The organism is Actinomadura chibensis NBRC 106107 (genome assembly GCF_001552135.1).
Taxonomy (GTDB): domain Bacteria; phylum Actinomycetota; class Actinomycetes; order Streptosporangiales; family Streptosporangiaceae; genus Spirillospora; species Spirillospora chibensis.
In genome coordinates, this window is sequence record NZ_BCQP01000025.1 from 23,539 (window position 1) to 46,882 (window position 23,344).

Annotated in this window: 22 protein-coding genes; 11 read left to right on the forward strand and 11 right to left on the reverse strand. The window is 72.1% G+C overall.

What is annotated here, in order from left to right:
- The first annotated feature begins 48 nt into the window (after nt 1–48).
- A complete protein-coding gene (locus ACH01S_RS14720; RefSeq protein ID WP_067890998.1) occupies nt 49–1,191 on the forward strand; it encodes an acyl-CoA dehydrogenase family protein in 1,143 nt (380 codons plus the stop codon).
- A gap of 22 nt (nt 1,192–1,213) precedes the next feature.
- Here ACH01S_RS14720 and ACH01S_RS14725 read toward each other — a convergent pair whose 3' ends face one another.
- From ACH01S_RS14725 to ACH01S_RS14740, 4 genes are all read right to left on the reverse strand, one after another.
- The gene (locus tag ACH01S_RS14725) at nt 1,214–1,711 is read right to left on the reverse strand and encodes a hypothetical protein (protein ID WP_067891001.1); all 498 of its coding nucleotides are present in this window, start codon (nt 1,709–1,711) and stop codon (nt 1,214–1,216) included.
- Nucleotides 1,708–2,166 (reverse strand): hypothetical protein, encoded by a 459-nt coding sequence (locus ACH01S_RS14730; protein ID WP_067891003.1) that lies wholly within the window; start codon nt 2,164–2,166, stop codon nt 1,708–1,710. The genes ACH01S_RS14725 and ACH01S_RS14730 overlap by 4 nt, the downstream gene beginning before the upstream one ends.
- Nucleotides 2,147–3,199, reverse strand: a complete 1,053-nt coding sequence (locus ACH01S_RS43520; RefSeq protein WP_148344325.1) for a hypothetical protein — start codon at nt 3,197–3,199, stop codon at nt 2,147–2,149. The genes ACH01S_RS14730 and ACH01S_RS43520 overlap by 20 nt, the downstream gene beginning before the upstream one ends.
- A 333-nt stretch (nt 3,200–3,532) precedes the next feature.
- The gene (locus tag ACH01S_RS14740) at nt 3,533–4,480 is read right to left on the reverse strand and encodes a helix-turn-helix transcriptional regulator (protein WP_067891352.1); all 948 of its coding nucleotides are present in this window, start codon (nt 4,478–4,480) and stop codon (nt 3,533–3,535) included.
- Nucleotides 4,481–4,565: 85 nt separating this feature from the next.
- Between ACH01S_RS14740 and ACH01S_RS14745 the strand changes: the two genes are divergently transcribed.
- The 4 genes from ACH01S_RS14745 to ACH01S_RS14760 all read left to right on the forward strand — a co-directional run bounded on the left by ACH01S_RS14745 (nt 4,566) and on the right by ACH01S_RS14760 (nt 9,441).
- Nucleotides 4,566–5,264 (forward strand): alpha/beta fold hydrolase, encoded by a 699-nt coding sequence (locus ACH01S_RS14745; protein WP_067891010.1) that lies wholly within the window; start codon nt 4,566–4,568, stop codon nt 5,262–5,264.
- Nucleotides 5,261–6,328 (forward strand): epoxide hydrolase family protein, encoded by a 1,068-nt coding sequence (locus tag ACH01S_RS14750; RefSeq protein ID WP_067891012.1) that lies wholly within the window; start codon nt 5,261–5,263, stop codon nt 6,326–6,328. The genes ACH01S_RS14745 and ACH01S_RS14750 overlap by 4 nt, the downstream gene beginning before the upstream one ends.
- A gap of 66 nt (nt 6,329–6,394) precedes the next feature.
- Nucleotides 6,395–7,111 carry an ABC transporter ATP-binding protein gene (locus ACH01S_RS14755; protein WP_067891015.1) on the forward strand — a complete coding sequence of 239 codons (717 nt, stop codon included), beginning with the start codon at nt 6,395–6,397 and terminating at the stop codon, nt 7,109–7,111.
- Nucleotides 7,108–9,441, forward strand: coding sequence for an ABC transporter permease (locus tag ACH01S_RS14760; protein ID WP_148344327.1), 2,334 nt, complete (start codon nt 7,108–7,110; stop codon nt 9,439–9,441). Before ACH01S_RS14755 ends, ACH01S_RS14760 begins: the two co-directional genes overlap by 4 nt.
- Nucleotides 9,442–9,484: 43 nt before the next feature.
- Here ACH01S_RS14760 and ACH01S_RS14765 read toward each other — a convergent pair whose 3' ends face one another.
- The 3 genes from ACH01S_RS14765 to ACH01S_RS14775 are packed head-to-tail and all read right to left on the reverse strand — an operon-like array spanning nt 9,485 to nt 11,813.
- Nucleotides 9,485–10,750 (reverse strand): sensor histidine kinase, encoded by a 1,266-nt coding sequence (locus tag ACH01S_RS14765; RefSeq protein WP_246236630.1) that lies wholly within the window; start codon nt 10,748–10,750, stop codon nt 9,485–9,487.
- Nucleotides 10,747–11,400 (reverse strand): response regulator transcription factor, encoded by a 654-nt coding sequence (locus ACH01S_RS14770; RefSeq protein WP_067891021.1) that lies wholly within the window; start codon nt 11,398–11,400, stop codon nt 10,747–10,749. The genes ACH01S_RS14765 and ACH01S_RS14770 overlap by 4 nt, the downstream gene beginning before the upstream one ends.
- A 47-nt stretch (nt 11,401–11,447) precedes the next feature.
- Nucleotides 11,448–11,813, reverse strand: coding sequence for a glyoxalase superfamily protein (locus ACH01S_RS14775; RefSeq protein WP_067891023.1), 366 nt, complete (start codon nt 11,811–11,813; stop codon nt 11,448–11,450).
- A 375-nt stretch (nt 11,814–12,188) separates the two neighbouring features.
- Between ACH01S_RS14775 and ACH01S_RS14780 the strand changes: the two genes are divergently transcribed.
- The 3 genes from ACH01S_RS14780 to ACH01S_RS14790 are packed head-to-tail and all read left to right on the forward strand — an operon-like array spanning nt 12,189 to nt 13,843.
- Nucleotides 12,189–12,383: a hypothetical protein gene (locus ACH01S_RS14780; RefSeq protein WP_067891358.1), complete on the forward strand. Its 195-nt coding sequence runs from the start codon at nt 12,189–12,191 to the stop codon at nt 12,381–12,383.
- Nucleotides 12,384–12,437: 54 nt separating this feature from the next.
- Nucleotides 12,438–13,037: a DUF6879 family protein gene (locus ACH01S_RS44420; RefSeq protein ID WP_067891026.1), complete on the forward strand. Its 600-nt coding sequence runs from the start codon at nt 12,438–12,440 to the stop codon at nt 13,035–13,037.
- Nucleotides 13,007–13,843 (forward strand): phytanoyl-CoA dioxygenase family protein, encoded by an 837-nt coding sequence (locus tag ACH01S_RS14790; protein ID WP_067891029.1) that lies wholly within the window; start codon nt 13,007–13,009, stop codon nt 13,841–13,843. Before ACH01S_RS44420 ends, ACH01S_RS14790 begins: the two co-directional genes overlap by 31 nt.
- A gap of 34 nt (nt 13,844–13,877) precedes the next feature.
- On the opposite strand, the gene ACH01S_RS14795 is transcribed toward ACH01S_RS14790, so the two are convergent.
- The gene (locus ACH01S_RS14795) at nt 13,878–16,115 is read right to left on the reverse strand and encodes an ATP-binding protein (protein WP_218010263.1); all 2,238 of its coding nucleotides are present in this window, start codon (nt 16,113–16,115) and stop codon (nt 13,878–13,880) included.
- 508 nt (nt 16,116–16,623) lie between these two features.
- Between ACH01S_RS14795 and ACH01S_RS14800 the strand changes: the two genes are divergently transcribed.
- Complete coding sequence (locus ACH01S_RS14800) at nt 16,624–17,118, forward strand: hypothetical protein (protein ID WP_067891035.1); 495 nt, start codon at nt 16,624–16,626, stop codon at nt 17,116–17,118.
- A 302-nt stretch (nt 17,119–17,420) separates the two neighbouring features.
- Here ACH01S_RS14800 and ACH01S_RS14805 read toward each other — a convergent pair whose 3' ends face one another.
- The 3 genes from ACH01S_RS14805 to ACH01S_RS14815 all read right to left on the reverse strand — a co-directional run bounded on the left by ACH01S_RS14805 (nt 17,421) and on the right by ACH01S_RS14815 (nt 21,585).
- Nucleotides 17,421–18,710 carry an MFS transporter gene (locus tag ACH01S_RS14805; protein WP_067891038.1) on the reverse strand — a complete coding sequence of 430 codons (1,290 nt, stop codon included), beginning with the start codon at nt 18,708–18,710 and terminating at the stop codon, nt 17,421–17,423.
- On the reverse strand, nt 18,689–19,870 hold the full coding sequence (locus tag ACH01S_RS14810) for a glycosyltransferase family 4 protein (protein WP_218010264.1): 1,182 nt from the start codon (nt 19,868–19,870) through the stop codon (nt 18,689–18,691). The genes ACH01S_RS14805 and ACH01S_RS14810 overlap by 22 nt, the downstream gene beginning before the upstream one ends.
- Nucleotides 19,871–19,971: 101 nt before the next feature.
- Nucleotides 19,972–21,585, reverse strand: a complete 1,614-nt coding sequence (locus tag ACH01S_RS14815; protein WP_067891040.1) for a GMC oxidoreductase — start codon at nt 21,583–21,585, stop codon at nt 19,972–19,974.
- 149 nt (nt 21,586–21,734) lie between these two features.
- Between ACH01S_RS14815 and ACH01S_RS14820 the strand changes: the two genes are divergently transcribed.
- Together ACH01S_RS14820 and ACH01S_RS14825 are read left to right on the forward strand one after the other, a co-directional pair.
- Nucleotides 21,735–22,814 carry an NAD(P)H-dependent amine dehydrogenase family protein gene (locus tag ACH01S_RS14820; protein ID WP_067891043.1) on the forward strand — a complete coding sequence of 360 codons (1,080 nt, stop codon included), beginning with the start codon at nt 21,735–21,737 and terminating at the stop codon, nt 22,812–22,814.
- Nucleotides 22,811–23,293 (forward strand): carboxymuconolactone decarboxylase family protein, encoded by a 483-nt coding sequence (locus tag ACH01S_RS14825; RefSeq protein WP_067891046.1) that lies wholly within the window; start codon nt 22,811–22,813, stop codon nt 23,291–23,293. Before ACH01S_RS14820 ends, ACH01S_RS14825 begins: the two co-directional genes overlap by 4 nt.
- Nucleotides 23,294–23,344: the final 51 nt, after the last annotated feature.

Below are 23,344 nucleotides of genomic sequence, written 5' to 3' on the forward strand. Positions count from 1 at the left end.
GTTACATTAATCCTGTATCAGGAGGCGCTTACCGAGGGAGACCACCGGATGGGACGGGACATCTACACCGACGAGCACGAGGCGTTCCGCGACATGGTGCGCTCCTTCATCGAGAAGGAGGCCGCGCCCTTCCACGAGCAGTGGGAGAAGGACGGGATCGTCTCGCGCGAGGTGTGGCTGGCCGCGGGCCGCGCGGGCCTGCTCGGCATCGACGTCCCCGAGGAGTACGGGGGCGGCGGCAACGACGACTACCGCTACTACGTGATCTTCAACGAGGAGCTGGCGAAGGCCGGGATCCACGGGCCGGGGTTCGCCGTCCACAACGACATCAACGGCGGCTACCTGCGCCAGCTCTGCACCGACGAGCAGAAGTCGCGCTGGTTCCCCGGCTACTGCTCCGGCGAGCTGATCACCGCCATCGCGATGACCGAGCCCGCCGCCGGGTCCGACCTCCAGGGCATCAAGACCACCGCGGTCAAGGACGGCGACCACTACGTCCTGAACGGCTCCAAGACTTTCATCTCCAACGGCATCCTCGCCGACCTCGTCATCGTCGTCGCGAAGACCGACCCGTCCGCGGGCTCGAAGGGCGTGAGCCTCCTCGCCGTCGAGCGCGGAATGGACGGCTTCGAACGCGGCCGCAACCTCGACAAGGTCGGCCTGCACGCCCAGGACACCGCCGAGCTCTTCTTCGACAACGTCCGCGTCCCCGCCTCGAACCTCCTCGGCGAGGAGGGCATGGGCTTCATCTACCTGATGCAGAACCTGGCCCGCGAACGCCTCTCCATCGGCGCGACCGCGCAGGCCGCCGCCGAGGCCGCGTTCGAGCAGACCCTCGACTACTGCAAGACGCGCGAGGCGTTCGGCCGTCCGATCGGCAAGTTCCAGCACAACCGCTTCACGCTCGCCGAAATGAAGACCGAGCTGACCGTAGCCCGCGCCTTCACCGACGACTGCATCGTCAAGGAGAGCGAAGGAACCCTCACCGCCGACGAGGCGGCGATGCTCAAGTGGTGGAACACCGAACTGCTCAAGCGCGTCGTCGACCGCTGCGTCCAGCTCCACGGCGGCTACGGCTACATGACCGAGTACCCGATCGCCAAGGCCTACCAGGACGTCCGCATCCAGACCATCTTCGGCGGCACCACCGAAATCATGAAGGAGATCATCGGCCGCTCCCTGGGCGTCTGACCCCGACCAACGACGGCCGTGCTCAGCCCACCGTTTGCCGGGCCTGCTGGGCCGCTAGCAACCACCTGGCGTAGTCGGCCGACTCCTGAAGGAATTCCTCCAGGGCGGGCCCATCGAGGTCCGCATTGTGGAAGAAGTCCAGCAGCACGAGGAACCCGGCCCTGGCGACGGCCTCGTCGTCGGCCCCGAACGGCGCGGCGTCCTTGAGGGTCTTGTCTTGAAGGACTTCGCGGATCATGCCCTCCGCGACCCGGGGGTTGATATGCAGCGACTCCTCGTCGACGACGACCTTCCGCAACTCCGCGACGTACTTGATGATCTCAGGGACCGAGTAGGTGGGGGAGAACTTCCGCAGCACGGCCACCGCGAACGCCGAATAGGACAACAGGTTATGAGCGACGACGTCATTATCTGTGATCGACTCGCCGTAGCCGACAGGCTCCTCAGTATCACCGCAGAGGAACTCGCGGAGAAGGGCGATGTGCTCGTCTCCTATTTTCACGCCTGACAGCTCGGTCATGATCGCAGTTCGTCCGCGAAGAACCGTGCCTTCCTGAGGAAGTCGTCGAGCTCGTCCGAGGTCAGTTGCGCGTCCCCGACCAGCCCGGCCACCAGCAGGATCTGGCTTCTGTAGCCGACGTCGCCGCTGATGTCCTTCCGGGCCTCGACGGGTAGCTTGCCGAGCGCGACCTTGATCATTATTTCGGCCACGTTCGGGTCGAGCCTGTCCTCCTCCTCTTCGAGTCTCAGCCGCACAGAGCTGACGAAGTCGATGATTTCGGCGTCGTCAGCCGGTTTTCCGTCCTTGAGGAAGCGGCGCCGCACGGCTTCGAAGAAAGCCCCGGTGACCAGCGCCGTGTAGCCGATATTGGCCGCCTCCGGATCGAGTCGGTTCAGCAGGCGACGATGCTCGTCGCCCTGGCCGGCGAGTTGAGCGCGTAGCGCGGCCACCTGATCATCGGTGACTACCGTCATCACTCCTCCTTATGATCCTGCCGCCGACCGTGCGAAATGCGTGCACCAATCTGTTTAAGACGATAGCAGCGGCAAGGACCCCGGTCGCGACAGTTGGGATATTGGCTGAATGGTCTACATCTCTGACTTGAGAACTATTGTCCCTTGTGCTGGTATTGAGTTCTGTGGGCGGCCGGTGCCTGGTGAGTTTGAGCGTGGTATCGCTCAAAGCGTCACCGGTCTTGATCGCGTCCTCGGTATCAGTGCCGACGTTGCGCAGCAGCCTCTTCCAATCCGAATCTCTCTCCGGATCGGGTTCTCGCAGGTCCTGGTTCTCGTTGACGGGACCGAGAGGTTCGCCGCGTTCGCGGGTGAGTTCGCCGGCGCCGGCGGGGTCGAGGTCGGCCCGGGTCGGGAGTCCGGCGAACTTGTCGGTCCCGTTCTCCTCGGGAGCCGCGACCGACCCGGGGCTGTCACGGTCGGCGGGTTGCTGACCGGAGTCGGTGGGCTCCGTATTCGTCTCGCCGGTGTCGGACTGCGCATCGGTGCGGGCGGTTCCCGCCTGCGGTTCCTGGCCGGGCGCGTCCGAGCCGCCGGTTTGTGCGTCCTGCTCATCCGGCGGCTCGGGAGCCTCTGCCTCCGTGCTCTGCGCCTCCCGCGTTTGCGCCCGTGACTCGGCCCGCGGGCCGCGCGGTGTGTCCTGGCCGTCGCCGCGGACGGGTTCGTCCTCCGGCTGCGGGGGTTCCGCCGTTTGCGGAGCATCGTCCTTCTCTGCGTCGGGCTTGCCGGCGCCTAAGTCCTGCGGTTGCTCTGGCGCGCCCTCGGCCGGGTCCTGTTTCTCCGGCTCGGGTTTCCCAGTGGTGTGCTCTTCGTCGCGTTCTCCGGCGGCGCTTTCGGTTTCGGCTGGGGCGCGGGCGGCGGCGCGGCTTTCGGCGCGGGACGGTTGGCCCGGTGAACCCGGACGGTCCGGCGGCGGCTGGTAGGCGGCGGTCGCGCGCGGCTGGTCGGTGGTCTCGGTCTTGGTGTCGGTCCCGCTGGTGTGGTCGACGCCCACCCTGAGCCCTTCCGCTGGACGGTTCCGTACCGGTTCCTCGTCGACCGGTCCGGCAACGGTCGGACGCCATCCGGAACGCGCGGGGCCGATGCCCGGAAACGCCGCCCGTCAATGAGACCGCGCGCGTCAGGAGATCGCACCCGTCCCGATCCATGCGCCGAAATGAATCAGGCGAATCCGCGACCTTTCCCCGGCGGGACCCCGATCATCGGTGTGCCTTCACCGGATGCGCCGACGAATAAATGCATTGAGCGGCGAATATCCCTCCGAATTTGTAGCTGTCCGGAACATGCCGACGTGAGCTGTCCCACCTGTCCGGAAAGGGCACGCGGGCTATGGGGCGGGGCGGGAGCGGGAGACGGCCTCGGTGAGGGCGGCGACGTGGTCGGCGAGAGCCGTGACCAGTTCGGGCGGGCTGCGGACGGTGAAGGGCCAGGGCAGGCCGCTGAGGACGCGCGCCATGCCGGGCAGGTTCTCCGCGCCGCTCACCAGGAGCACGCCGCCGCCGGGGCAGGCGCGCAGGTCGCCGAAGGTGGCCGGCAGGTGGTCGCGGGCGGTCCGCAGGTCGGTGTCGAGCCACACCTCGGTGCGGTGGGTCCAGGCGTCGAGGGTCAACGCGCGCAGGACGTGGGCGACCGGGTCGAAGTCCTCGGGCGGGGTGAACCGGCCGGGCAGTTCGGCGGCGGCGCCGATCCTGTCCAGGCGGTACATGCGGACGGCGGCGCGGAGATGGTCGTGGCCGACCAGGTACCAGCGGCCTGCGTGCACGACGAGCCCGTACGGGTCCACCTCGCGCGCGCCGCGGGTGTGCTCGATCCGGACGGTGCGCCGTGCGTGGACGGCCGCGGCCAGCGTCAGCGCCAGGTGCGGTTCGGGGCTCGGCGGGCCCGCCGTCGCCGCCGTGGCGGCGGTCAGCGCGGTGACGCGGCGGCGCAGCGGCGCGGGCAGGACGCGGTTGAGCTTGACCAGCGCCCGGTCGGCCGGGTCGGGTTCGCCCGGCTGCTCGCGCCGCCCGCCGGTGGCCAGCGCGACCGCGACGGCGACCGCCTCGTCGTCGCCGAGCATCAGGGGAGGGAGGCGCACGCCGCGGGCCAGCCGGTAGCCGCCGTAGCGTCCGCGGACGGACTCGACGGGGACGTCCATCTCGCGCAGGGCGGTGACGTAGCGGCGGACGGCGCGGGCGTCGACGTCCAGGCGCCGGGCCAGTTCGTCGGCGGGCACCAGGTCGCGGTCTTGCAGGATCTCCAGCAGCGCGAGGACGCGGGCCGCGGGACGGGACACGGCCCCCATCCTAATGAGGACGGAAAACGTCCACAATGCCCCCTAGCCTCGGCGTCGGGAAGATCGATCGAAAGGAGACGACCCGATGTCGACCATCGTTCTCGTCGGCGGCTCGTTCCTCGGCGCGTGGGCCTGGGAGCGGGTCACGCCGATGCTCACCGCGTACGGCCACCGGGTGCATCCGCTGACGCTCACGGGCTTCGGCGACCGGGCGCACCTGGGCTCGGCGGACACGACGCTCGCCACGCACGCCCGGGACATCACCGCCGCCATCGAGTACGCCGACCTGCGCGAGGTGGTGCTCGTGGCGCACTCCTACGCGGGAGCCCCGGCCACGATCGCCGCCGACGCGATCTCCGAGCGGATCGCCCGGCTGGTGTATCTCGCCGCGCTGCTGCCCGAGCCGGGCAGGAGCCTGTTCGACGCGACGCCCGCGCCCGTCGTCGACGCGATCATGGCGACCGTCCGGGACGGGCGGATCCCGGTGATGAGCGACGAGGTCCTCGACGCGGGCTTCGGCGCGCACGGCCTCACCCCCGAGGACCGGGCCTGGCTGCGGGCGCGCGGCGCCGGCCAGCCGATCGGCACCTACCGGGATCCGGCGCCGGCCGACCTCGGCGCGGTCAACGGGCTGCCCCGCACCTACATCGCCTGCGCGGGCGACCCGGGCGAACCGCCGCGTCCGCCGGGCGCCGACATGGTGACGCTGGACGCCGGGCACTGGCCGATGATCACCGAACCGGAGTCGCTGGCCCGGATGCTGGACGAGGTGGCCCGGTCATGATCCGCCCCTACCGGGTGGCGATCCCGCAGGAGAGCCTCGACGACCTGGCGGCCCGGCTCGCCGCGACCCGCTTCACCCGCCCGCTGCCCGGTGCCGGGCTCGGCGTGCCCGCGGACCGCGTCCGGCGCCTGGTCGAGTACTGGCGCGACGGCTACGACTGGCGCGCCTGGGAGCGGCGGATCAACGCCCACCCGCAGTTCGTGACGGAGATCGACGGGCTCGACGTGCACTTCCTGCACGTCCGGTCGCCCCGGCCGGACGCCCTGCCGCTCGTCCTCACCCACGGCTGGCCGATGTCGGTGGTGGAGTTCCTGCCGCTGATCGACCGGCTGGGCGACGCCTTCCACCTCGTCGTCCCCTCGGTGCCCGGCTTCGGGTTCTCCGGCGCGCCGCGCGAGCCGGGCTGGGACCGCCGCCGCGTCGCCGCGGCGTGGGCGGAGCTGATGCGCCGGCTCGGCTACGAGCGGTACGGCGCGCACGGCAACGACGTCGGCTCGCTGATCTCCATCGAGCTCGGCCGCCTGGACCCGCGCCGCGTCGTCGCGGTGCACGTCACCCAGGTCTTCTCGCTGCCGTCCGGCGACCCGGCCGAGCGCGACCGGCTGGGGCCGGACGACCGGGCGAGACTGGCCGCCCTGGAACGCTTCATGGCGGACCGGGGCGCCTACCTCGGCCTCCAGTCCACCCAGCCGCAGACCCTGGCGCACGCGCTCGCCGACTCCCCGGCCGGGCAGCTCGCCTGGAACCTGCAACTGTTCGGCGGCTCGGTGAGCGACGACTACATCCTCACCAACGCCGCCGTCTACTGGCTGACCGACACCGCGGGCAGTTCGGCCCTCGTCGGCTACCACGGCGGTGGTCCGCCCGCCGGACCGTCGTCGGCGCCGCTGGGCCTGGCCTGTTTCGCCGACGACTTCTTCCCCTCCATCCGTCCGCTCGCCGAACGCGACCACAGCGCCATCGTGCAGTGGAACACCTACGACAAGGGCGGACACCATGCCGCGCAAGAGGAACCCGACCTCCTCGCCGACGACCTCCGCGCGTTCTTCACCGCCCACCGCTGACACCCTCGCGAGCGCCCCGATCGGTGGTCACCGGGGCGAAACCTCTCCGGTGCCAGGTTTGGCGGCGTGCAGAGACAAGATGCGGAAACGGTCGTGCGGCTTGAGGCCGTGCGGAAGGTGTACGGCGGGGTCGCGGCGCTGGACGGGGTGTCGCTGGACGTGCGGGCCGGGGAGGCCGTCGCCGTCATGGGCCCGTCGGGCAGCGGGAAGTCGACGCTGCTCAACATGGTCGCCGGGCTGGACAGGCCGAGTTCCGGGAAGGTCGTGGTTGGGGGCGACGACGTTTCCGGGATGGGGGAGGCGGCGCTGGCGCGGTTCCGGCGGCGCCGGATCGGGATGGTGTTCCAGTTCTTCAACCTGCTCGACGACCTGCCCGCGCTCGACAACGTGGCGCTCGCCGGGCGGCTCGTCGGAGTCCCGGCGCGCAGGGCGCGGGCGCGGGCGGCGGAGCTGCTGGACGAGCTCGGCCTCGCCGACCGGGGGGACGCCTACCCGGCCGTGCTGAGCGGCGGGGAGCGGCAGCGGGTCGGGGTGGCGCGGGCGCTGATGAACCGTCCGGCGCTGCTGCTCGCGGACGAGCCGACCGGCGCGCTCGACAGCGCGACCGGCGAGCAGGTCGCCGAGCTCCTGCTCGACCTCAACCGCGGGGGGCAGACACTGCTGCTCGTCACCCACGACGAGGCGCTCGCCACGCGGTGCGCGACCCGGGTCGTCGAGTTCGTGGACGGGCGGATCGTCCGCGAGGCGGAGCTGGAGCGGGGCGGCTCATGGGGCGTCCGGTGAGCGGCGCGGTGTGGGCGGCGTCGCGGGCGGGCGTGCGGCGGCGCGCGACGCAGACGGGCAGCATCGGGGTGGCGGTCGCGCTGGCCACGGCGACGCTGGTGTTCGGGCTCGGCCTGCTGTCGGCGTCGCGCTCGATGTTCGACGACGCCTTCGCCGCGGCGCGCGGCGCGCACGCGGCGGCGGACTTCGACGCGGCGAAGACGACGGAGGCGCGGGTCGCGGCGACGGCGCACGCGCCGGGCGTGACCGCGGCGGCCGGCCCGTTCCGGACGGCGACGCTCGCCCGCTCGGACGGCCCGTCCACGCTCCCGATGCGGCCCGAGGGCCTCACCGTCGCCGGACGCGCCGACCCCGGCGGCCCGGTGGACCGGCTCACCCTCGTGTCCGGACGCTGGGTCCGCGGGCCCGGCGAGATCGTCCTGCGCGGCAAGCCCAAAGGGCCGTTCGGGCTCGGCGGCAAGGTGGCGTCGCGGGGGAACCCGGAGCTGACCGTCGTGGGCTTCGCCGTCGCGGCGACGGACGGCCCGGGCGGCTGGGTCACGCCCGCCCAGGTCGCCGCGCTGCGTCCGGACGCGTTCCGGATGGAGTACCGGTTCGCGCGGGCCGGGAGCGCCGCCGAGGTGCGGCGGAGCCTCGCCGCGGCGACGGCCGGGCTGCCGGTGCGCGGCCAGGACTCCTACGTGACCGCCAAGCGGCGGTTCGAGGGCAGGTTCAACCAGCTCATCCCGTTCATCACGGTGTTCGGGATCCTCGCGCTGACCGTGTCGGCGTTCATCATCGGCAACGTCGTCAGCGGCGCCGTGGTGTCGGGGTTCCGGCACATCGGCGTGATGAAGGCGCTCGGCTTCACGCCCGGGCAGGTGACGTCGGTGTACGTCGTGATGGTCGCCGTCCCGGCGGTGCTCGGCTGCGCGGCGGGGCTCGTCGCCGGGCACCTGCTCGCCGGGATGATGGCGGCGAACCTGTCCGCTGACTTCGAGTTGCCGTCCGCCGGGGGAGTGTCGCTGCCGCTGGAGGCGGCGGCGGGCGGCGGGGTGCTCGCGCTGGCGGGCCTCGCCGCGCTGGTCCCGGCGCTGCGGGCCGGACGGCTCCCGGCCGTCCAGGCGATCAGCGCGGGGACGGTGTCGCGCCGCGGCCGGGGACGGCGGGTGCAGCGGTGGCTCGTCCGGACGCGGCTGCCCCTCCCGGTCGGGCTCGGCCTCGGCCTGCCGGTCGCGCGCCCGGCCAGGGCGGCGGTCACGCTCGCCGGGCTCTGCCTCGGCGTGACGGCGGTGACCATGGGGTTCGGGCTGCACACGACGGTCACGAAGATCATGTCGTCGGACACCGAGAGCCGCACGTCCGTCATGGTCGGCGCCGATCCGCGGGGCGGCCCGGGGCGGCCGCCCGGCCCGTCGGCGGGCGGGCCGTCCCTGTCCGCCGAGCAGTTGGTCGCGGCGGTGCGGGCGCGGCCGGGCACGGCGCACGTGACGGCGGCCGGGCAGCGGCCCGTGCGGGTCGCGGGGCTCGCCTCGGAGGTGGCCGCCGAGACCTACGCGGGGGACTACCGGCCGTTCCTCGGGGACGGCATCGTCCGCGGGCGCTGGTTCGCCCGTCCCGGCGAGGTGGTGCCGTCCGAGGCGTTCATGCGGCTCCAGGACCTGCGCGTCGGCGACGTGCTCTCCGTCCAGGCGGACGGGAGGCCGGTCACGCTCCGGATCGTCGGCGCGTTCGCGCACCCGGACACCGACCGGCTGATGCTCGACGCCGCGTCCCTGCCCGCCGCCGCGCGCGGCGCGGCCGACCCGCCGCGCGTGCTGGTGATCGTCAAGCCCGGGACCGACCCGGCCGCGTACGCCAAGCGGATCAACGAGGCCGGGGCGTCCACCGGGATGTTCGCCGAGACCGCCGGTCCCGAGCTCGCGGACCGCGCCGTGTTCAGCGGCCTCTTCCTGCTGTTCTCGCTGGTCATCTGTCTCGCGGCGGCGCTCGGCGTGCTGAACGGCGTGCTGCTCGGCGCGCGCGAGCGGGCCCGCGACCTCGGCGTGCTGAAGGCCGTCGGGATGCCGCCGCGCCGGGTCGTGCTGATGATGGTGACGTCCATGGCGGCGCTCGGCGTCGCGGCCGGGGTGCTCGGCGTCCCACTCGGGGTCCTCGCCCACCACGGCGTGATCACGCTCACCGGCGAGATGCTCGGCAGCGGGATGGCCGCGCCGTGGATCCACGTCTACGGCTGGACGCTGCTGCTCCCGCCCGCGTGCGTGGGGCTGGCGGTCGCCGTCCTCGGCGCGTGGCCGCCCGCCGCCCGCGCCGCCGCCGTCCGCACGGTGACCGCCCTGCGCAGCGAGTGACCGCCCTGCGCAGCGAGTGACGGCCCCGCGCAGCGAGTGACGGCTACGGCGCGGCCGCGGTCGCGCCGACCGGGAGGGCCACGGCGACGGTGAGGCCGCCGTCCGCACCCGCCGTGGCCCGCACCGTCCCGCCGTGCGCGTGGACGATCGCCGCGACGATCGACAGCCCCAGCCCGGCGCCGTCCGCCGACCCGGTCCGGTCGGCGTGCAGGCGGCGGAACGGCTCGAACAGCTCGCCCACCCGCTCGGGCGGGACGCGCGGCCCGGTGTTGCTGACTTCGAGCCCGCCGTCGTCGGAAACCGCCACCTCGACCCGCCCGCCGGGATGGTTGTGCCGGATCGCGTTCTGCACCAGGTTCGCGGCCATCCGGGTGAGCAGGACCTCGTCGCCCGCGACCGTCACCGGCCGGACGTCCGCGGACACCGCGACGCCGCCCCGCGCGGCGAGCGCCAGATGGTCGTCGACGACCTGCTCGGCCACCGCCGCGAGGTCCACCGGGGCCCGCGCGTCGAGGCCGCGCTCGCCCTGCGCGAGGACGAGCAGCCCCTCGATCAGCCGCTCCGACCGGCGCGTGTTGCGGAGCATCTCGTCCCGGACCTCGGCGAGCCGCGCCGGATCGGGGTCGGCGAGGCCGACCTCGATCGCCGTCCGCTGGATGGCGAGCGGCGTCCGCAGCTCGTGCGAGGCGTTGGCGACGAACCGGCGCTGGCTGTCGACCGCCTGCTCCAGCCGGTCGAGCATGGCGTCGAAGGTGTCCGCGAGCTCCTTCAGCTCGTCGTCGGGGCCGGTCAGCGCGATGCGCTCGTGCAGCGTCGACAGCGACAGGAGGCGGGCGGTCGCGGTGATCCGGGTCAGCGGGCGCAGCAGCCGCCCGGTGAGCCACCAGCTCACCGCGAACGCCAGCACGATGATCACCGCGATGGCGACCAGGGTGACCAGCCGCTGCGAGCCCGCCAGGCTGTCGTGGAACTCCTTCGGGCCGATGACGTCCCGCCCCGTCCCGTCCCGCGGGCCGAGCGCGTCCGGCGGGATCGGCGTGTCCGGCGGGACGGGCCTTTTGGGCATGTCGCGGCCCAGCGGATCGAAGGGGACCTCCGCGCACGACGGCCCCGCGCCCCGCTGGTCGCACGGGACGTCGCGGGCCGGGACGATGAAGGGCCCGTCCGACACCCGGTCGTCCAGGATCCGCTTCTGGATCCACAGGACGGCCCCGAGCACGCTCAGCGTGATCACGGTGAACAGCCCGCCGTAGAGCAGCGTCATCCGGGCCCGCACCGACCCGCGCACCGCCTGCCTGACCGACCTCACAGCCGGTACCCGTGCCCCGGGACGGTCACGATCACGGCCGGTTCGCCGAGCTTCGACCGGAGCTTGCTCATGGTCACCTTCACGACGGTGGTGAACGGGTCGGTGTGCTCGTCCCAGGCCCGCTCCAGCAGCGTCTCCGCGCTGACGACCGTGCCGCGCGCCTGCATGAGCACCTCCAGCACGGCGTACTCCTTGCGGGACAGCCGCAGGTCGTGCCCGTCCCGCCGGGCCTGCCGCCGCGCCGTGTCGAGCGTGATCCCGCCGTGCTCCAGCACCGGCGGCAGCGGCGGGACGTTCCGCCGCGCCAGCGCCCCGATCCGCGCGACCAGCTCGTCGAACGCGAACGGCTTGGCCAGGTAGTCGTCCGCGCCGAGGTTCAGCCCCGAGACCCGGTCGTGCACCGCGCCCGACGCGGTCAGCATCAGGATGCGCACGTTCTCCCCGCGCTGCGCCAGCTCCCGGCAGATCTCGTCGCCGTGCACCCGCGGCAGGTCGCGGTCGAGCACGAGCACGTCGTACTCGTTGACGGCGAGCCGCTCCAGCGCCCCCGCCCCGTCGTAGGCGACGTCCACGGCCATCGCCCGCTTGCGCAGCCCCTCGGCCACCAGGTCGGCGAGGAACCGCTCGTCCTCGGCCACGAGTATCCGCATCGTCCCATTGCCGCAGACCCGGGATAAGGCGGCGGTTAACGCCGGAGCTACACGATCTGCTGGACGTTCCACTTGTTGCCGTCCGGGTCCGTGAAGTACACGAACCGCCCCCACGGATACTCGTGGACGTCGCTCACCTCGACCCCGCGCCCGGCCAGCTCCGCCCGCGCCGCGTCCGCGTCCGCGACGACGAGCTGCAGCCCCTTCAGGGAACCCGGCGCCATGTCGGGCTCGATCCCCGTCCCGATGGCGATCGAGCACGCCGACCCGGGCGGCGTCAACTGCACGAACCGGATCTCCTCGTTCACCTGATGGTCGTGATCCGCGTTGAACCCGGCCTTGTCGACATAGAACGCCTTGGCCCGATCCACATCCGAGACCGGCACCGCCACAAGCTCCAACCTGAAATCCATACCGCATCCTCCCAGTCCGCTCCGCGAGGCGGTCGAGCCGGGATCATGCCCGGCGTTCCGCGGGCCACTCCTCCCGCACACCCCTCCCGCACCCCCCGGACGCGCGCCTCGGCGGCCGCCGCATTTCGATGGGTCTCGTGACGCTGATCCTTTTCCTGAGTAGAGATTGTCGAGCGCAGATATCAAGTATGGTGATTATTGACCACTGTGCCAGCTGAGATTGGACATGGCGGGTTATGGCCGCATGAAATCCGAGATCAGGTCAGTGGCCGCTGAGAATCTCCGATACTTCAATTCCGCTATCGCTTGACTCGTTCCTGGAATCCGTTATATAACTGCGAACAAACAAAAAACGGCAAGGTGAAGGTCCACGTCATGGCGCTCAGGCTGATCGGGGGATCCGGCTGCGGTAACGGGCCGTGCCCCGCGGTGTACGAGACGGACAACGGCACGATCGTGGTGCAGGGGTTCGTCGTCGACCCGGAGAGGGCGGAGCTCGCGCTTCCGCCCGGAGAGGGGGCGGTGGAGATCCCGCGCTACATCCTGGAGCGCGCGCTCGCCGCCGAATGACGGTGCCCGACGGCGGATCCGCCCTAGTTCGGGAGATCTATCATCATTCTCAACATGGATCAGTTCGGCCGTTTATTCACCGAATTCCGGGAGTCCGCGAGCCGTATCGAGACACTCCCCGTCTACCAGGTGGACGACGAGCGCGAGAACTTCGAACGCTACCTGGCCGGGGAGCCGCTCCCGCAGGGGCGGAACGAGGAATGGGCGCGGAACATCCGTGAATGCGTCGCCGCCGGGAAATACATGGGCCGGGTCCACATCATCGACCGCGTCCTCACGCCGTACCTCCAGTTCGAGATCGACTGGTACTACGCGGTCAACGGCGCCGCCGGCGAGGACATCCGGTTCATACTCCGCGACGACGTCCCCGACGTCCCGTTCACCGACACCTGGGTCTTCGACGACGAGATCGTCGTCGATCTGAGCTACGACGACGACGGCCGCCTGCTGTACGTCAACCGGAACGACGACCCGGCGCGGCTGGAGCAGGCACGGACCGCCTGGCGGGAGTTCCACCGCCGGTCCTTCCCGCTCGCCGAGCTCCTCGCGGCGATCCGCGGCGCCGACCTGCCGCTGCCGCGCCGGACGTCCCGCCACGGCCCCGTCCCCGCGGAGGTGGACGCATGCGCCGGTCCGGCGCCGCGCGGCACCTGAACACCGAGTTCGTGATCAACGACCAGGCGGCCGGGTATCCCCGCCGGACGGTCGAGACCACCGCGACCCCGGAGGAACTGGACGAGCTCGTCGGCTCCGGCTACCTGCTCCTCCGGGGCGTGCTCGACCGCGAGACCGCCGGTGTCCTCGCGGAGGCCGTGCTGCGGCTCGCCGAGGCCGAGGCCGACCGGCCCGAGGCCGAGAGCCTGCCGGGCGACAGCATCTACATCCGGTCGCTGCTCGACAAGGACCCGGTGTTCCACCCGCTGCTCCGCTTCGAGCCCCCGCTCTCCATCGCGCGGACCCTGCTCGGCCCGCAGGTCTGGATCGACCTGGAGGCCCGGCTGAACCACGCGGGCCGTCCGGGCGTCTCGGTGCCCTGGCACGCGCACCTGCCGGTGATCCCCGATCCCGTGCCCGCCCTCTTCAGCTACCCGCACCAGATCCACTGCCTCCTCTACCTGGACCGCATCACCGAGCGGGAAGGGGCGCTCTGCCTCATCCCCGGGTCGCACAGCAGGGGCGACCTGCGAATACCCCTCGGTGACCAGAGCGACCGGCCCGGACAGGTCGAGATCTACTTCGAGCCGGGGGACGCGGTGCTCATCCACGCCAACCTGTGGCACCGGACCGTCCCGTCCAGGGCGGACGCCGGATATCGGCGGCTGCTGCTGCTCGGGTTCGTCCCGTCGTGGGTGAGGTCGGACGTCGGGCGCGGGGTGGCGGCCGAGCGCCCGCTGACGGCGGAGCTGGCGCGCGGCGGGGACGCCGAGACCCGCGAGCTCCTCGGCGAGTTCCAGTGGTGACGGCCGACACGGCCCGCTGATCTACTCGCCTGATCTACTCGCCGTCCGTCGGCTGCCCCAGCGCCGTGCGGAGGGCGTGCCGGAGCGCCGCCGACCTCGCGTCGTCGTAGTCGGCCAGGATCGTCAGGGCATCCCGCCGGTACCGCGTCGGCTCCTCCGCATCGGCGCCGTCGTCGGACGCCGCCAGGGCGTCCGCGAGGTGGGCGAGGCTCTTCGCGCGCTTCCACCGGTCCCCGACCTGCTGGTGGACGGCGGCCGCCCGCCGGTGGAAGTCGACCGCGTCGGACGGCCTGCCCAGCGCGAGGTAGGCGCGGCCCGTGCCGTCCAGCGCCATCGCCTCGCGGCTCGGATCGCCCTCCCCGCGGAAGATCACGGCGGCGCGCTGGGTGGAGCCGAGCGCGTCCTCGGGCCGTCCGGCGGCGAGCTGCGCCTTGCCCAGGTAGAGCAGGGCCGTGCCTTCCCACAGCGGGTTGCCCATCTCCCGGGCGATCGCCACCGCGTCGGCCGCCGTGGACAGGGCCTCGTCGGGCTCGTTCCGTCTCCGTCGCAGCAGGCTGAACCCGGTGAGGACCATCGACTCGTACAGGCGGTCGTCCAGCGCGCGGAAGGAGTCCAGCGCCGCGGCGAGGAGGTCCCGCGCCTCGCCGGGCCGGTCCAGTTGGAGGAGGGCGTAGCCCAGGCTGTAGCGGACGGTCGCGGACCATCTCGGATCGTCCAGGTCCCGGACGATCGACAGCGCCTCCTCCAGCTCCGCGCGGGCCCGCTCCGGACGGTGCGCGAACAGCTCCACCCACCCGAGCCCGTTGAGCGCCTTCACCGTGCTGAGCCGGTCGCCCAGCTCGCGGTGGATCGCGATCGCCGCCCGGTGGTGGCGGGCGGCCTCGTCCAGCCGCAGCGTCATCCGGCAGAGGCGGCCGAGGCTGTCGCGCAGGACCGCCTCGCCCTCCCGGTCGCCGAGCCGCTGCACCGCGTCCAGCCCCGCCAGGGAGGTGACCTGCCAGTCCTGGAAATGGTTGTAGGTCGCGTAGACGCGCTCCAGTACCGCCGTCAGCTTCCAGGCGAGTTCCAGCCGCTCGGTCTCGGACGCGGCCCGCACCGCGCCCACCAGGTTCAGCTTCTCCTCGGCATACCACCGGGCGGCCTGTTCCCGGTCGGTGAAGGGGAGCGGCGGGAAGTCCGGCGACGGCTCGACCGCGAACAGCAGCGTCGTGTCATGGGCGATCAAGAGGACGCACTGGTACGCGCAGTGCAGGTACCAGGCGCACACCCGCTCGACCGCCTCCAGTTGCTCCGGCTGCGGGATCTCGGCTCCGGCCCGGTCCACCGCGTAGGCGCGCAGCAGGTCGTGGAACTGGTAGCGGCCCGTCCCCCGGCTCTCCAGCAGGTAGGCCCCGGTGAGGACGTCGAGGGACGCGCGTACCCGGTCGTCCCCCGGGCCCGCCAGCACCATCGCCGCCGTCACGCCGAAGTCGCCGCCGGGGTGCAGGCCGAGGAGGCAGAACAGCCGGGCCGCGTCCGCCGGGAGCGCGCGGTAGGACCAGGCGAAGACGGTCCGGACCGCGTCGGCCTCGCCCTCGTCGCCCGTGGACAGCGCGTCCCAGAGCGACGACTCGTCCCGCAGGTCCGCGATGAGCTCGCCGAGCGGCATGCCGGGACGGCTCGCCGCGCGTTCCGCCGCGATGCGCAGCGCCAGGGGGAGGTGGGCGCAGAGCCGGGCCAGCTCGGCGATGTCCGCCGGATCGTCGCCGGTCCGGTAGCCCGCCGTGGTCTCGGTGAGCAGGGCGACCGACTCCCGCTCGGTGAGGGTGCCGAGGATCGTGCGCTGCGCGCCGTCCCGGATGAGGAGCCCCGACAGCCTGCTGCGGCTCGTCACGATCGCCAGGCTGGGCCCGGCGCCCGGGATCAGCGGCCTGACCTGCGCGGTCGTTCCGGCATTGTCGAGAATGACGAGCATTCGCCGGTCGGCGAGGATCGACCGGTACAGGCTGGACTTGGCCTCCACGTCGTTCGGGACGGCCGACGCGGGAACGCCGAGCGCGATCAGAAAGCGCTCCAGCGCCTGGCCGGGCATTACAGGAAGGCCCGGATCATATCCGCGGAGATCGATATAAAGTTGCCCGTCCGGGAATTCTTCGCGGACGCCGTGCGCCCAATGCAGGGCCAACGAGGTCTTGCCCACTCCCGCCGTTCCGGCGATCACGTAGACGACCGTTCCGGTGCCGGTCTTCAGCCCGGTCCGCCGCGCGGCGACCAGTTCGTCGAGCCGTTCCATGTCGTCGACGCGGTTGACGAAGACCCTGACGCCGCGGGGGAGCTGCCACGGCGCGGAATGCGTTCCCCGGCCATAGTGGAAATGTATGTCGCCACGGATATCTCGGGCTTGTACGACGTCACCGGCGCGTCCCGACATGGTGGAGCGGTGGCCTTGGGCGGCGTCATCACGCTGGTTCTCCGACATGCGATCACCCGTCGTCAACGACGACTCCACCCTACGCTTTCCGCCCACCCCGCAAAACGCGTCCCCAGGGCCAGGTAGGGCCAGCTCAGAAGGCCAAAGACCCAGGCTCCGCCGCTACGTCGGACCATCGGACCGGACGGTACGACCTCGCGTGCGGCGACCCTCACCGCGATCGCCGCCGACGGCTCGCGAGATATCCGTATGGTGGGAGAACTCGTTCAACGACTCCTTCACATGGGCTGGCGCCGACGTTGTGGAAAATTTGCTGGGACTTCTTCGGCGGGCCGGGAAACGGCGGTACCGTCTGACGGCCTCGGCCGCCATGGTCGGGACGTTGGCCCTGGCGGCGTGCTCCCAGCACGAGAGCGCGCCCGCGCCGCCGAAGGACGTCACCTTCACCGGCATGGACGACGCCGCTCTCCGTGCCCGTGTCGGCGAGGTCATCGCCGAGATCCGGAAGCGGGACGCCGCCGGTCTGGCCCACCTCGACATCGACGACACGGGGCGGCGCGGCGGCCCGGACGCCGACAAGGGCGCGGCATGGCTGGTCCGGTACTTCGCCGAGCCGCTCAAGGGAGTCGTCCAAGCGGAGATCGACAGGGAGCAGAACGGCCCGCTGGTGCAGGTCTGCCTCAACTACGGCAAGCCGCGGCATCAGTTGATGCTCGACTTCAACGACTATGGGAAGAAGGGAGAGTCCGTCGACGGTGGTAACGGTTTGTGGCCGTTCTCCGCGCGGAGATTCGCGGAAGTCGCCGACCAGCCGCCCAAGACGAAGACGATCCCCGGTACGTTCTGCGAATCCGGCCACATCTGAGTGAAGCCGCTCTCAACGAGCCACCGACATCGAGTTCGGAGCCGTATGCCGCCGGAAGCGGTGCGCGGCCGGACGTCCCGCAGAGCGTTGAGGCCCTGCCGCGGACGATGCTCGCGTAACCGCTGCTCAGGTTGATGTTCGTGTAGTGGCCGAGTCGGCTGCCTAAGCCCTTGCCGTCGGAGGCGGGCGGGGAACACGCGGCCGGGGCGGGGGAGGAGCGGCGGCGTAGGCGGGGAAACGGCGGGTGAGGTAGACGCGGCGACCGTTATGGGCAATTTTCGCAAGTGGCCTGAAGGGGGTGGTCAGGCGTTTGGGGGGGTGGTGTCGCGGGGCGGTCCGGGGGTGTTCTCGGCGCGGATCAGGAACGTTCCGGCTATGACCACCAGGCCGGACAGGGCCAGGACCAGGCGGGGCGGGGCCACGCCCAAAGGGCTCACGTTCCACTCTTCGAGGGCGTCGGACGCGGCGCCCGACACGAGGGCGGCGAGGGCCAGGCCGAAGCGGAGGGTGGCGTGGAAGGCCGTCAGAGCCAGGTTGCGGCGGTAGCCGTCCAGGCTCTCCTGCATGTAGGTGATGCCGCCGACGAGGGCGGCGGTGGCGGCGCCGCCGAACAGGACGGCGCCGACGAACGACCAGGTCAGCGATGCGATCGCGCCCATCATGGCGATCGTCGCGCCCTGCAGCGCGGTGGCCGTGCGGATCTGCGTCATCAGGTGCCAGCCGCCCTTGCGGACGATCACCAGCCCGCTCACCGCCCCGACCCCGAACAGGGCGACGAGGACGCCGAAGCCGATCGGGCCCGCGTGCACGACGTTCCGCACGAACACCACGCCGAGCGAGAACAGCGCGCCCAGCCCGAGCGCGACGACCGCGACGCCGGGGAGGACGCCGCGCACCACGGGCAGGCGGAGCGCGTCCAGGAACCCGCCCTGTCTCGGCTCGTCCTGCCCGGTCGACCAGCGTTCGCCGCGCCGCGGGCCGAGGTCGGGAATGGAGCGGATCGCGAAATAGGAGACGAGGTAGGTCAGCGCGTCCAGCCAGAACACGACGACGTAGCGCCAGTGGCCCTCCCAACCGGCGTGGTTGGAGACCCAGAGCATGAGGCCGAACGCGCCCGCGCCGACCGGGATCATGCCGTAGGACGTGGCCATCGTGATGCCGTTGGCGACCTCCAGCGTGCCGGTGTCGTGCTCGTCCTGGTCGGGGCCCTCGATGAGCCAGGGGATCGCGGCGTCGCGGGCGGGCAGGAAGCACAGGCCGACGACCTCGATCGCGAACGCCCAGAAGTAGACCCACCAGAGGTGGGGCAGGACGGGCAGCGCCACCGCCATCCCGACGCGGATCAGGTCGGACGTCATCATCACGCTGCGCCGCCGCCACCGCGTGACGACCCGCGCGGCGAGCGGCGCGCCGAGCGCGGACGGCAGCAGCCGCAGCACGAGGACGCCGCCGACCGCCGTGGTGGAGCCGCTCAGCTCCAGCACGAAGTACATGAGGGCGAGCGTCCCCATCCAGTCGCCGAGGGAGGAGACGGTCTGGCCCACCATGAGCCGCCGGAAGTCGCGGCGGTTCAGCCGGTCCTTGAGTCCCATGCGGGCTCGACCCCCCGTGCCGCGTCCGAGGGCCGTGGCGGCTCGACGGGTGGCGCGCCGCGCAGCAGGGCGGCGAGGCGGGCGGCGGCGCGGTCCCAGCTCCACTGCTCGCACACCCAGCGCCGCCCGTTCGCGCCGAGGGCGCGGGCGCGGTCCGGGTCGGCGAGCAGCTCGTGCAGGACGCCGGAGAGCGCGTCCGGCCGCGCCGCGTCGAGCAGGACGCCGGTCCGCCCGTCCTGGACGGATTCGGGGCTGCCCCCGGAGCGTCCGACGACGACCGGGAGCCCGGCCGCCGACGCCTCCAGCACCGACAGCCCGAGCCCTTCGACCTGGAGGCCGCCGCGCTCGTCCCGGCACGGCAGGACGAACACGTCGGCGGCGGCGTAGTAGCGCGGCAGGTCGGCGGGGGACACCGGGCCGGTGACCGTCACCGTGCCGGGGGCGGCGCGGGCCGCCCGCTCGGTGAGGCGGGCGCGGGTCGGGCCGTCGCCGACGATGACGAGCCGGGCGTCCGGGTGCCGCCGGACGACGCCCGGCCAGGCGTCCAGCAGCCGGTCGTGGCCCTTGCGCCGGACGAGCCGCGACACGCTCAGCACGACCGGGCCGTCCCCGAGCCCGTGCCGCCGCCGGACCGAGGCGCCGTCCAGGCCGGGCCGGAACCGGACCGGGTCGACGGCCCCGGCGAGCTGCACGAGCCGCGTCCGGTCGCCGAGGACGCGGGCGATCTCCGCGCGCGTCCCGGCGCTGAGGAAGGTGACCGCGTCGAACGCGGGCGCCACGGCGCGCAGCGCGGCGCGGGTCGGCGCGGCGCGGAACCAGCCGATCTCCTGCCCGTGCGTGGAGCCGATCAGACGGGGGACCCCCGCGAGCTTCACGAACGGCGCGTACATGCCGAACGGCGCGGCGGCGGTGATCCAGGCGGCGTCGGCGCGGTGCCGGGCGGTGAGCCGCCGCAGCCCGCGGAACAGCAGGTAGGCGTGCCGCCGGACGACCGGGAAGTCGAGCCGGGCGTCGAACCGGGCGGCCCCCGGCCGGGCAGGCGCGATCACGAGCAGCCGGTCGGCGGGCAGCCTGCGCACGAGTTCCCAGGTGAACGTCTGCACCCCGCCGGGCTCCGGTGGGAAGTGCCCGGTGATCACGATCGTCCGGGGTATGTCCATGGGAAGCCGTTTCCCCGGCAGGCGGGAGCCATTCGCCGGGCGCCGGCCGCCCGCGTCCCGCGGCCGGCGCCCGGCCCGCCCCTGCCCCGCGCCCGCCGCCGTCACAGGTCGGTCGCGATGATCTCCTCGATGTTCCGTTCGGCGAGTGCCGTGATGGTGACGAACGGGTTGACGCTGGTGTTACCCGGGATGAGCGATCCGTCGATGGCGTAGAGGCCGGGATGCCCGCGCAGGCGGCCGTAGTTGTCGGTGGCCTTGTTCAGGACCGCCCCGCCGAGCGGATGGTAGGTGAGGTGGTCGCCCCAGACCTTGTACGCGCCGAAGAGGTCGGTGCGGTAGATCGTGCCCTCCTTCTGGTTGATCTTGTCGAAGATCGTCTTGGCCCGGTCGATGCTCGCCTGCTTCCAGGCGGTCTGCCAGTTCAGGTCGACGCGCCCGGCCGCCGCGTTCCAGGTGAACTCGGCGCGGTGCGGCGTGTTCGTGATCGACAGGTAGAACGAGGCGTAGGTCTCGATTCCGGTGGGGATCGGCGCGACCTCGGCGAACGCGCCGCCCGCGTCCCAGTTGTCGATCCCGCCGGTCGGCATGGCCGACTGGACCTTGCCGGTCGGGTCCCAGAGGTGGTTGGCCCGGCCGCACATGACGTTCCCGTTGTCGCCCCAGCCCTTGCCGATCTCGCCGTTCAGGTTGGGCAGCCGCCCGGTCGCCTTCATCTGGACGAGGAGTTTGCTGGTGCCGACGCTGCCCGCCGCGAAGAACACCCTGTCCGCGGTGACGGACTTGGTGGCGGTGACGGTCCCGGACGTGTCGAGCTGGTCGATCACGACCGTGTACCCGCCGCTGGACGCGGGGGACACCGACGTCACCTTGTGCAGCGGCGAGATCGCGACCCGTCCGGTGGCCTTCGCCTGGGCCAGGTAAGTCTTCTGCAAGGACTTCTTGCCGTAGTTGTTGCCGTACAGGATCTCGGCCGCGAGCGCCGACTGCGGGACGGTCCCCGCCGCCTCCCGCTTCATGTAGTCGAAGTCGTACACGTTCGGGACGAAGACGAACTCGAACCCCGAGCGCTGGGCGTGCTTCCGTCCGACGCGGGCGTACTGGTAGCAGTCGGTGGTGTCGAACCAGGCGGGGTCGATCTCGTTGACGCCGAGCCCGGCGTTGGCGCGCGGGTAGTAGACGCCGTACATCTCGTCCGCGTCGACGGACGGCAGGACGGCCCCGAACCGCGACCGCTTCGGCGTCACGGCCATCCCGCCGTTGACGAGCGAGCCGCCGCCGACGCCGCGTCCCTGGTAGACGAGGATGCCGCCGAAGTCCTCGGCGTCGAGGATGCCGGTGTAGCGCGGGACGTCCTTGTCGAGCGGGAAGCCCAGGAAGTCGCTGATCGGCTGCTTGGTGCGGGTGCGGAGCCAGTAGGAGCGGTAGTCGGGCGCGCGGGTGTTGGGGAAGAGCCTGCCGTCCGGGCCGGGGGTGTCCCAGGCCATGCCCATCTCGACCATGTGCACGTCGACGCCCGCCTGGGCGAGCCGGAGCGCGGCGACCGAGCCGCCGTAGCCGGTGCCGATGATCAGTGCCGGGACGCGGGCGCCGTCGCCGATCGGGCCCGCGGCCGCCGCGGCGCGTCCCGGCAGGCCCAGCATGCCGAGCCCGACGATGGAACCGGTTCCAGCGAGGAACCGCCGCCGCGACAACCCGCCACTGGTGGAGTCAGCCATGTGACCTCCCTCATTCGGGATGAGATTGAAACGTGTTCTATCTCTCCGGGTGAGGGTGCGTCACGGGGTTACGTGAAAGTAGCTCATGTCCACAATCGGCTACCAAGCATTTGCTTGGCTAGCCGGCGAAACTCTGTTACGTTCCGGCCATGATCTCCGCGATCGTCTGGGGCACCGGCAATGTCGGACGGGCCGCGATCCGCGCCGTGGCGGCGCATCCGGCGCTGCGGCTCGCGGGGGTGCTCGTCCATGATCCCGGCAAGGTCGGACGCGACGCGGGCGACCTCGCGGGCCTCGGCCGCGACCTCGGCGTCGCGGCGACCGACGACGCCCCGGCGGTGCTGGCGGGGCGTCCGCAGGCCGTGGTCTACGCGGCGTCCGGCGACATCCGGCCCGACGACGCGCTCGCCGACGTCGTCTCCGCGATCCGGGCCGGGGCGGTGGTCGTGACGCCCGCCCTGTACGCGCTCTACGACCAGCGCGGCGCTCCGCCCGAGACGCGGCGGGCGGTGCTGGACGCGGTCGCCGAGGGCGGCGGCTCGCTGTTCGTGTCGGGCATCGACCCGGGCTGGAGCAACGACGTCCTGCCGCTGCTGGTGAGCGGGCTCGGCGGCGTCGTGGACGCGATCCGCTGCCAGGAGATCTTCGACTACTCGGCCTACGACCAGCCGGACGCCGTCCGGTATCTGGTCGGCATGGGGCAGCCGATGGACTACGAGCCGCCGATGGTCGCGCCGACCGTCCCGGCGATGGTGTGGGGCGGGCAGATCCGGCTGATGGCGCGGGCGCTCGCCGCCGAGGTGGACGAGATCCGCGAGACCGTCGAACGCCGTCCGCTGGACGCCGCCGTGACCACCGCGTCCATGGGCGAGTTCGAAAAGGGGACGCAGGGCGCGCTCCGGTTCGAGGTGCAGGGGATCGTCGGCGGCGAGCCGCGCATCGTGATCGAGCACGTCACGCGGATCGACCCGTACTGCGCACCCGACTGGCCGTCCCCGCCGGACGGGGACGGCGCGCACCGCGTGATCATCGAGGGCGCGCCGCGCATCGAGGTCACGGTCGAGGCGACCGACGAGGGCGGCAACCGCGCGGCGGGCGGCAACGCGACGGCGGCCGGCCGGCTCGTCGGCGCGATCGACTGGCTGGTGGACGCCGAACCGGGGCTCTACGACGCGCTCGACGTCCCGCTGCGTCCCGCCGCCGGAAGGCTCGGGAGGGCGGCCGGATGAACATCGACATCCCGGACGGCAAGGACCCCATCGCCTACGTGTGGGGCGAGATGGTGCCCGGCATCGGCCCGGCGGCGGCGGACCTGTCGCTCGCCGTGTACGAGCACACGACGCTCGGGCTGCGCGAGTTCGAGGCGGCCCGGCTGCGCGTCGCGCAGCTCAACGGGTGCCTGTTCTGCCTCGACTGGCGCACCGAGCGCGACGGGCGCAAGGTCGAGGAGGGCTTTGCGGACGCGGTGGCCGAGTGGCGTACCACCGGTGCGTTCGATGAGCGAACCCGCCTCGCCGCCGAGTACGCCGAGCGGTACGCCCTCGACCACCACGCGCTGGACGAGGAGTTCTGGGAGCGGATGACCGCGCACTACGACCAGCGCGAGATCGTGGAGCTGACGATGTGCGTCGGCTCCTGGCTCGCGTTCGGCCGGCTGAACCATGTGCTGGGTCTGGACTCCAGGTGCGTCCTTCCCCGCTCCCGGTGATCCGCGTCCTGTTCCGGGTGAAGCCGTTCCGGGCCCGGTGCCAGCCCTACA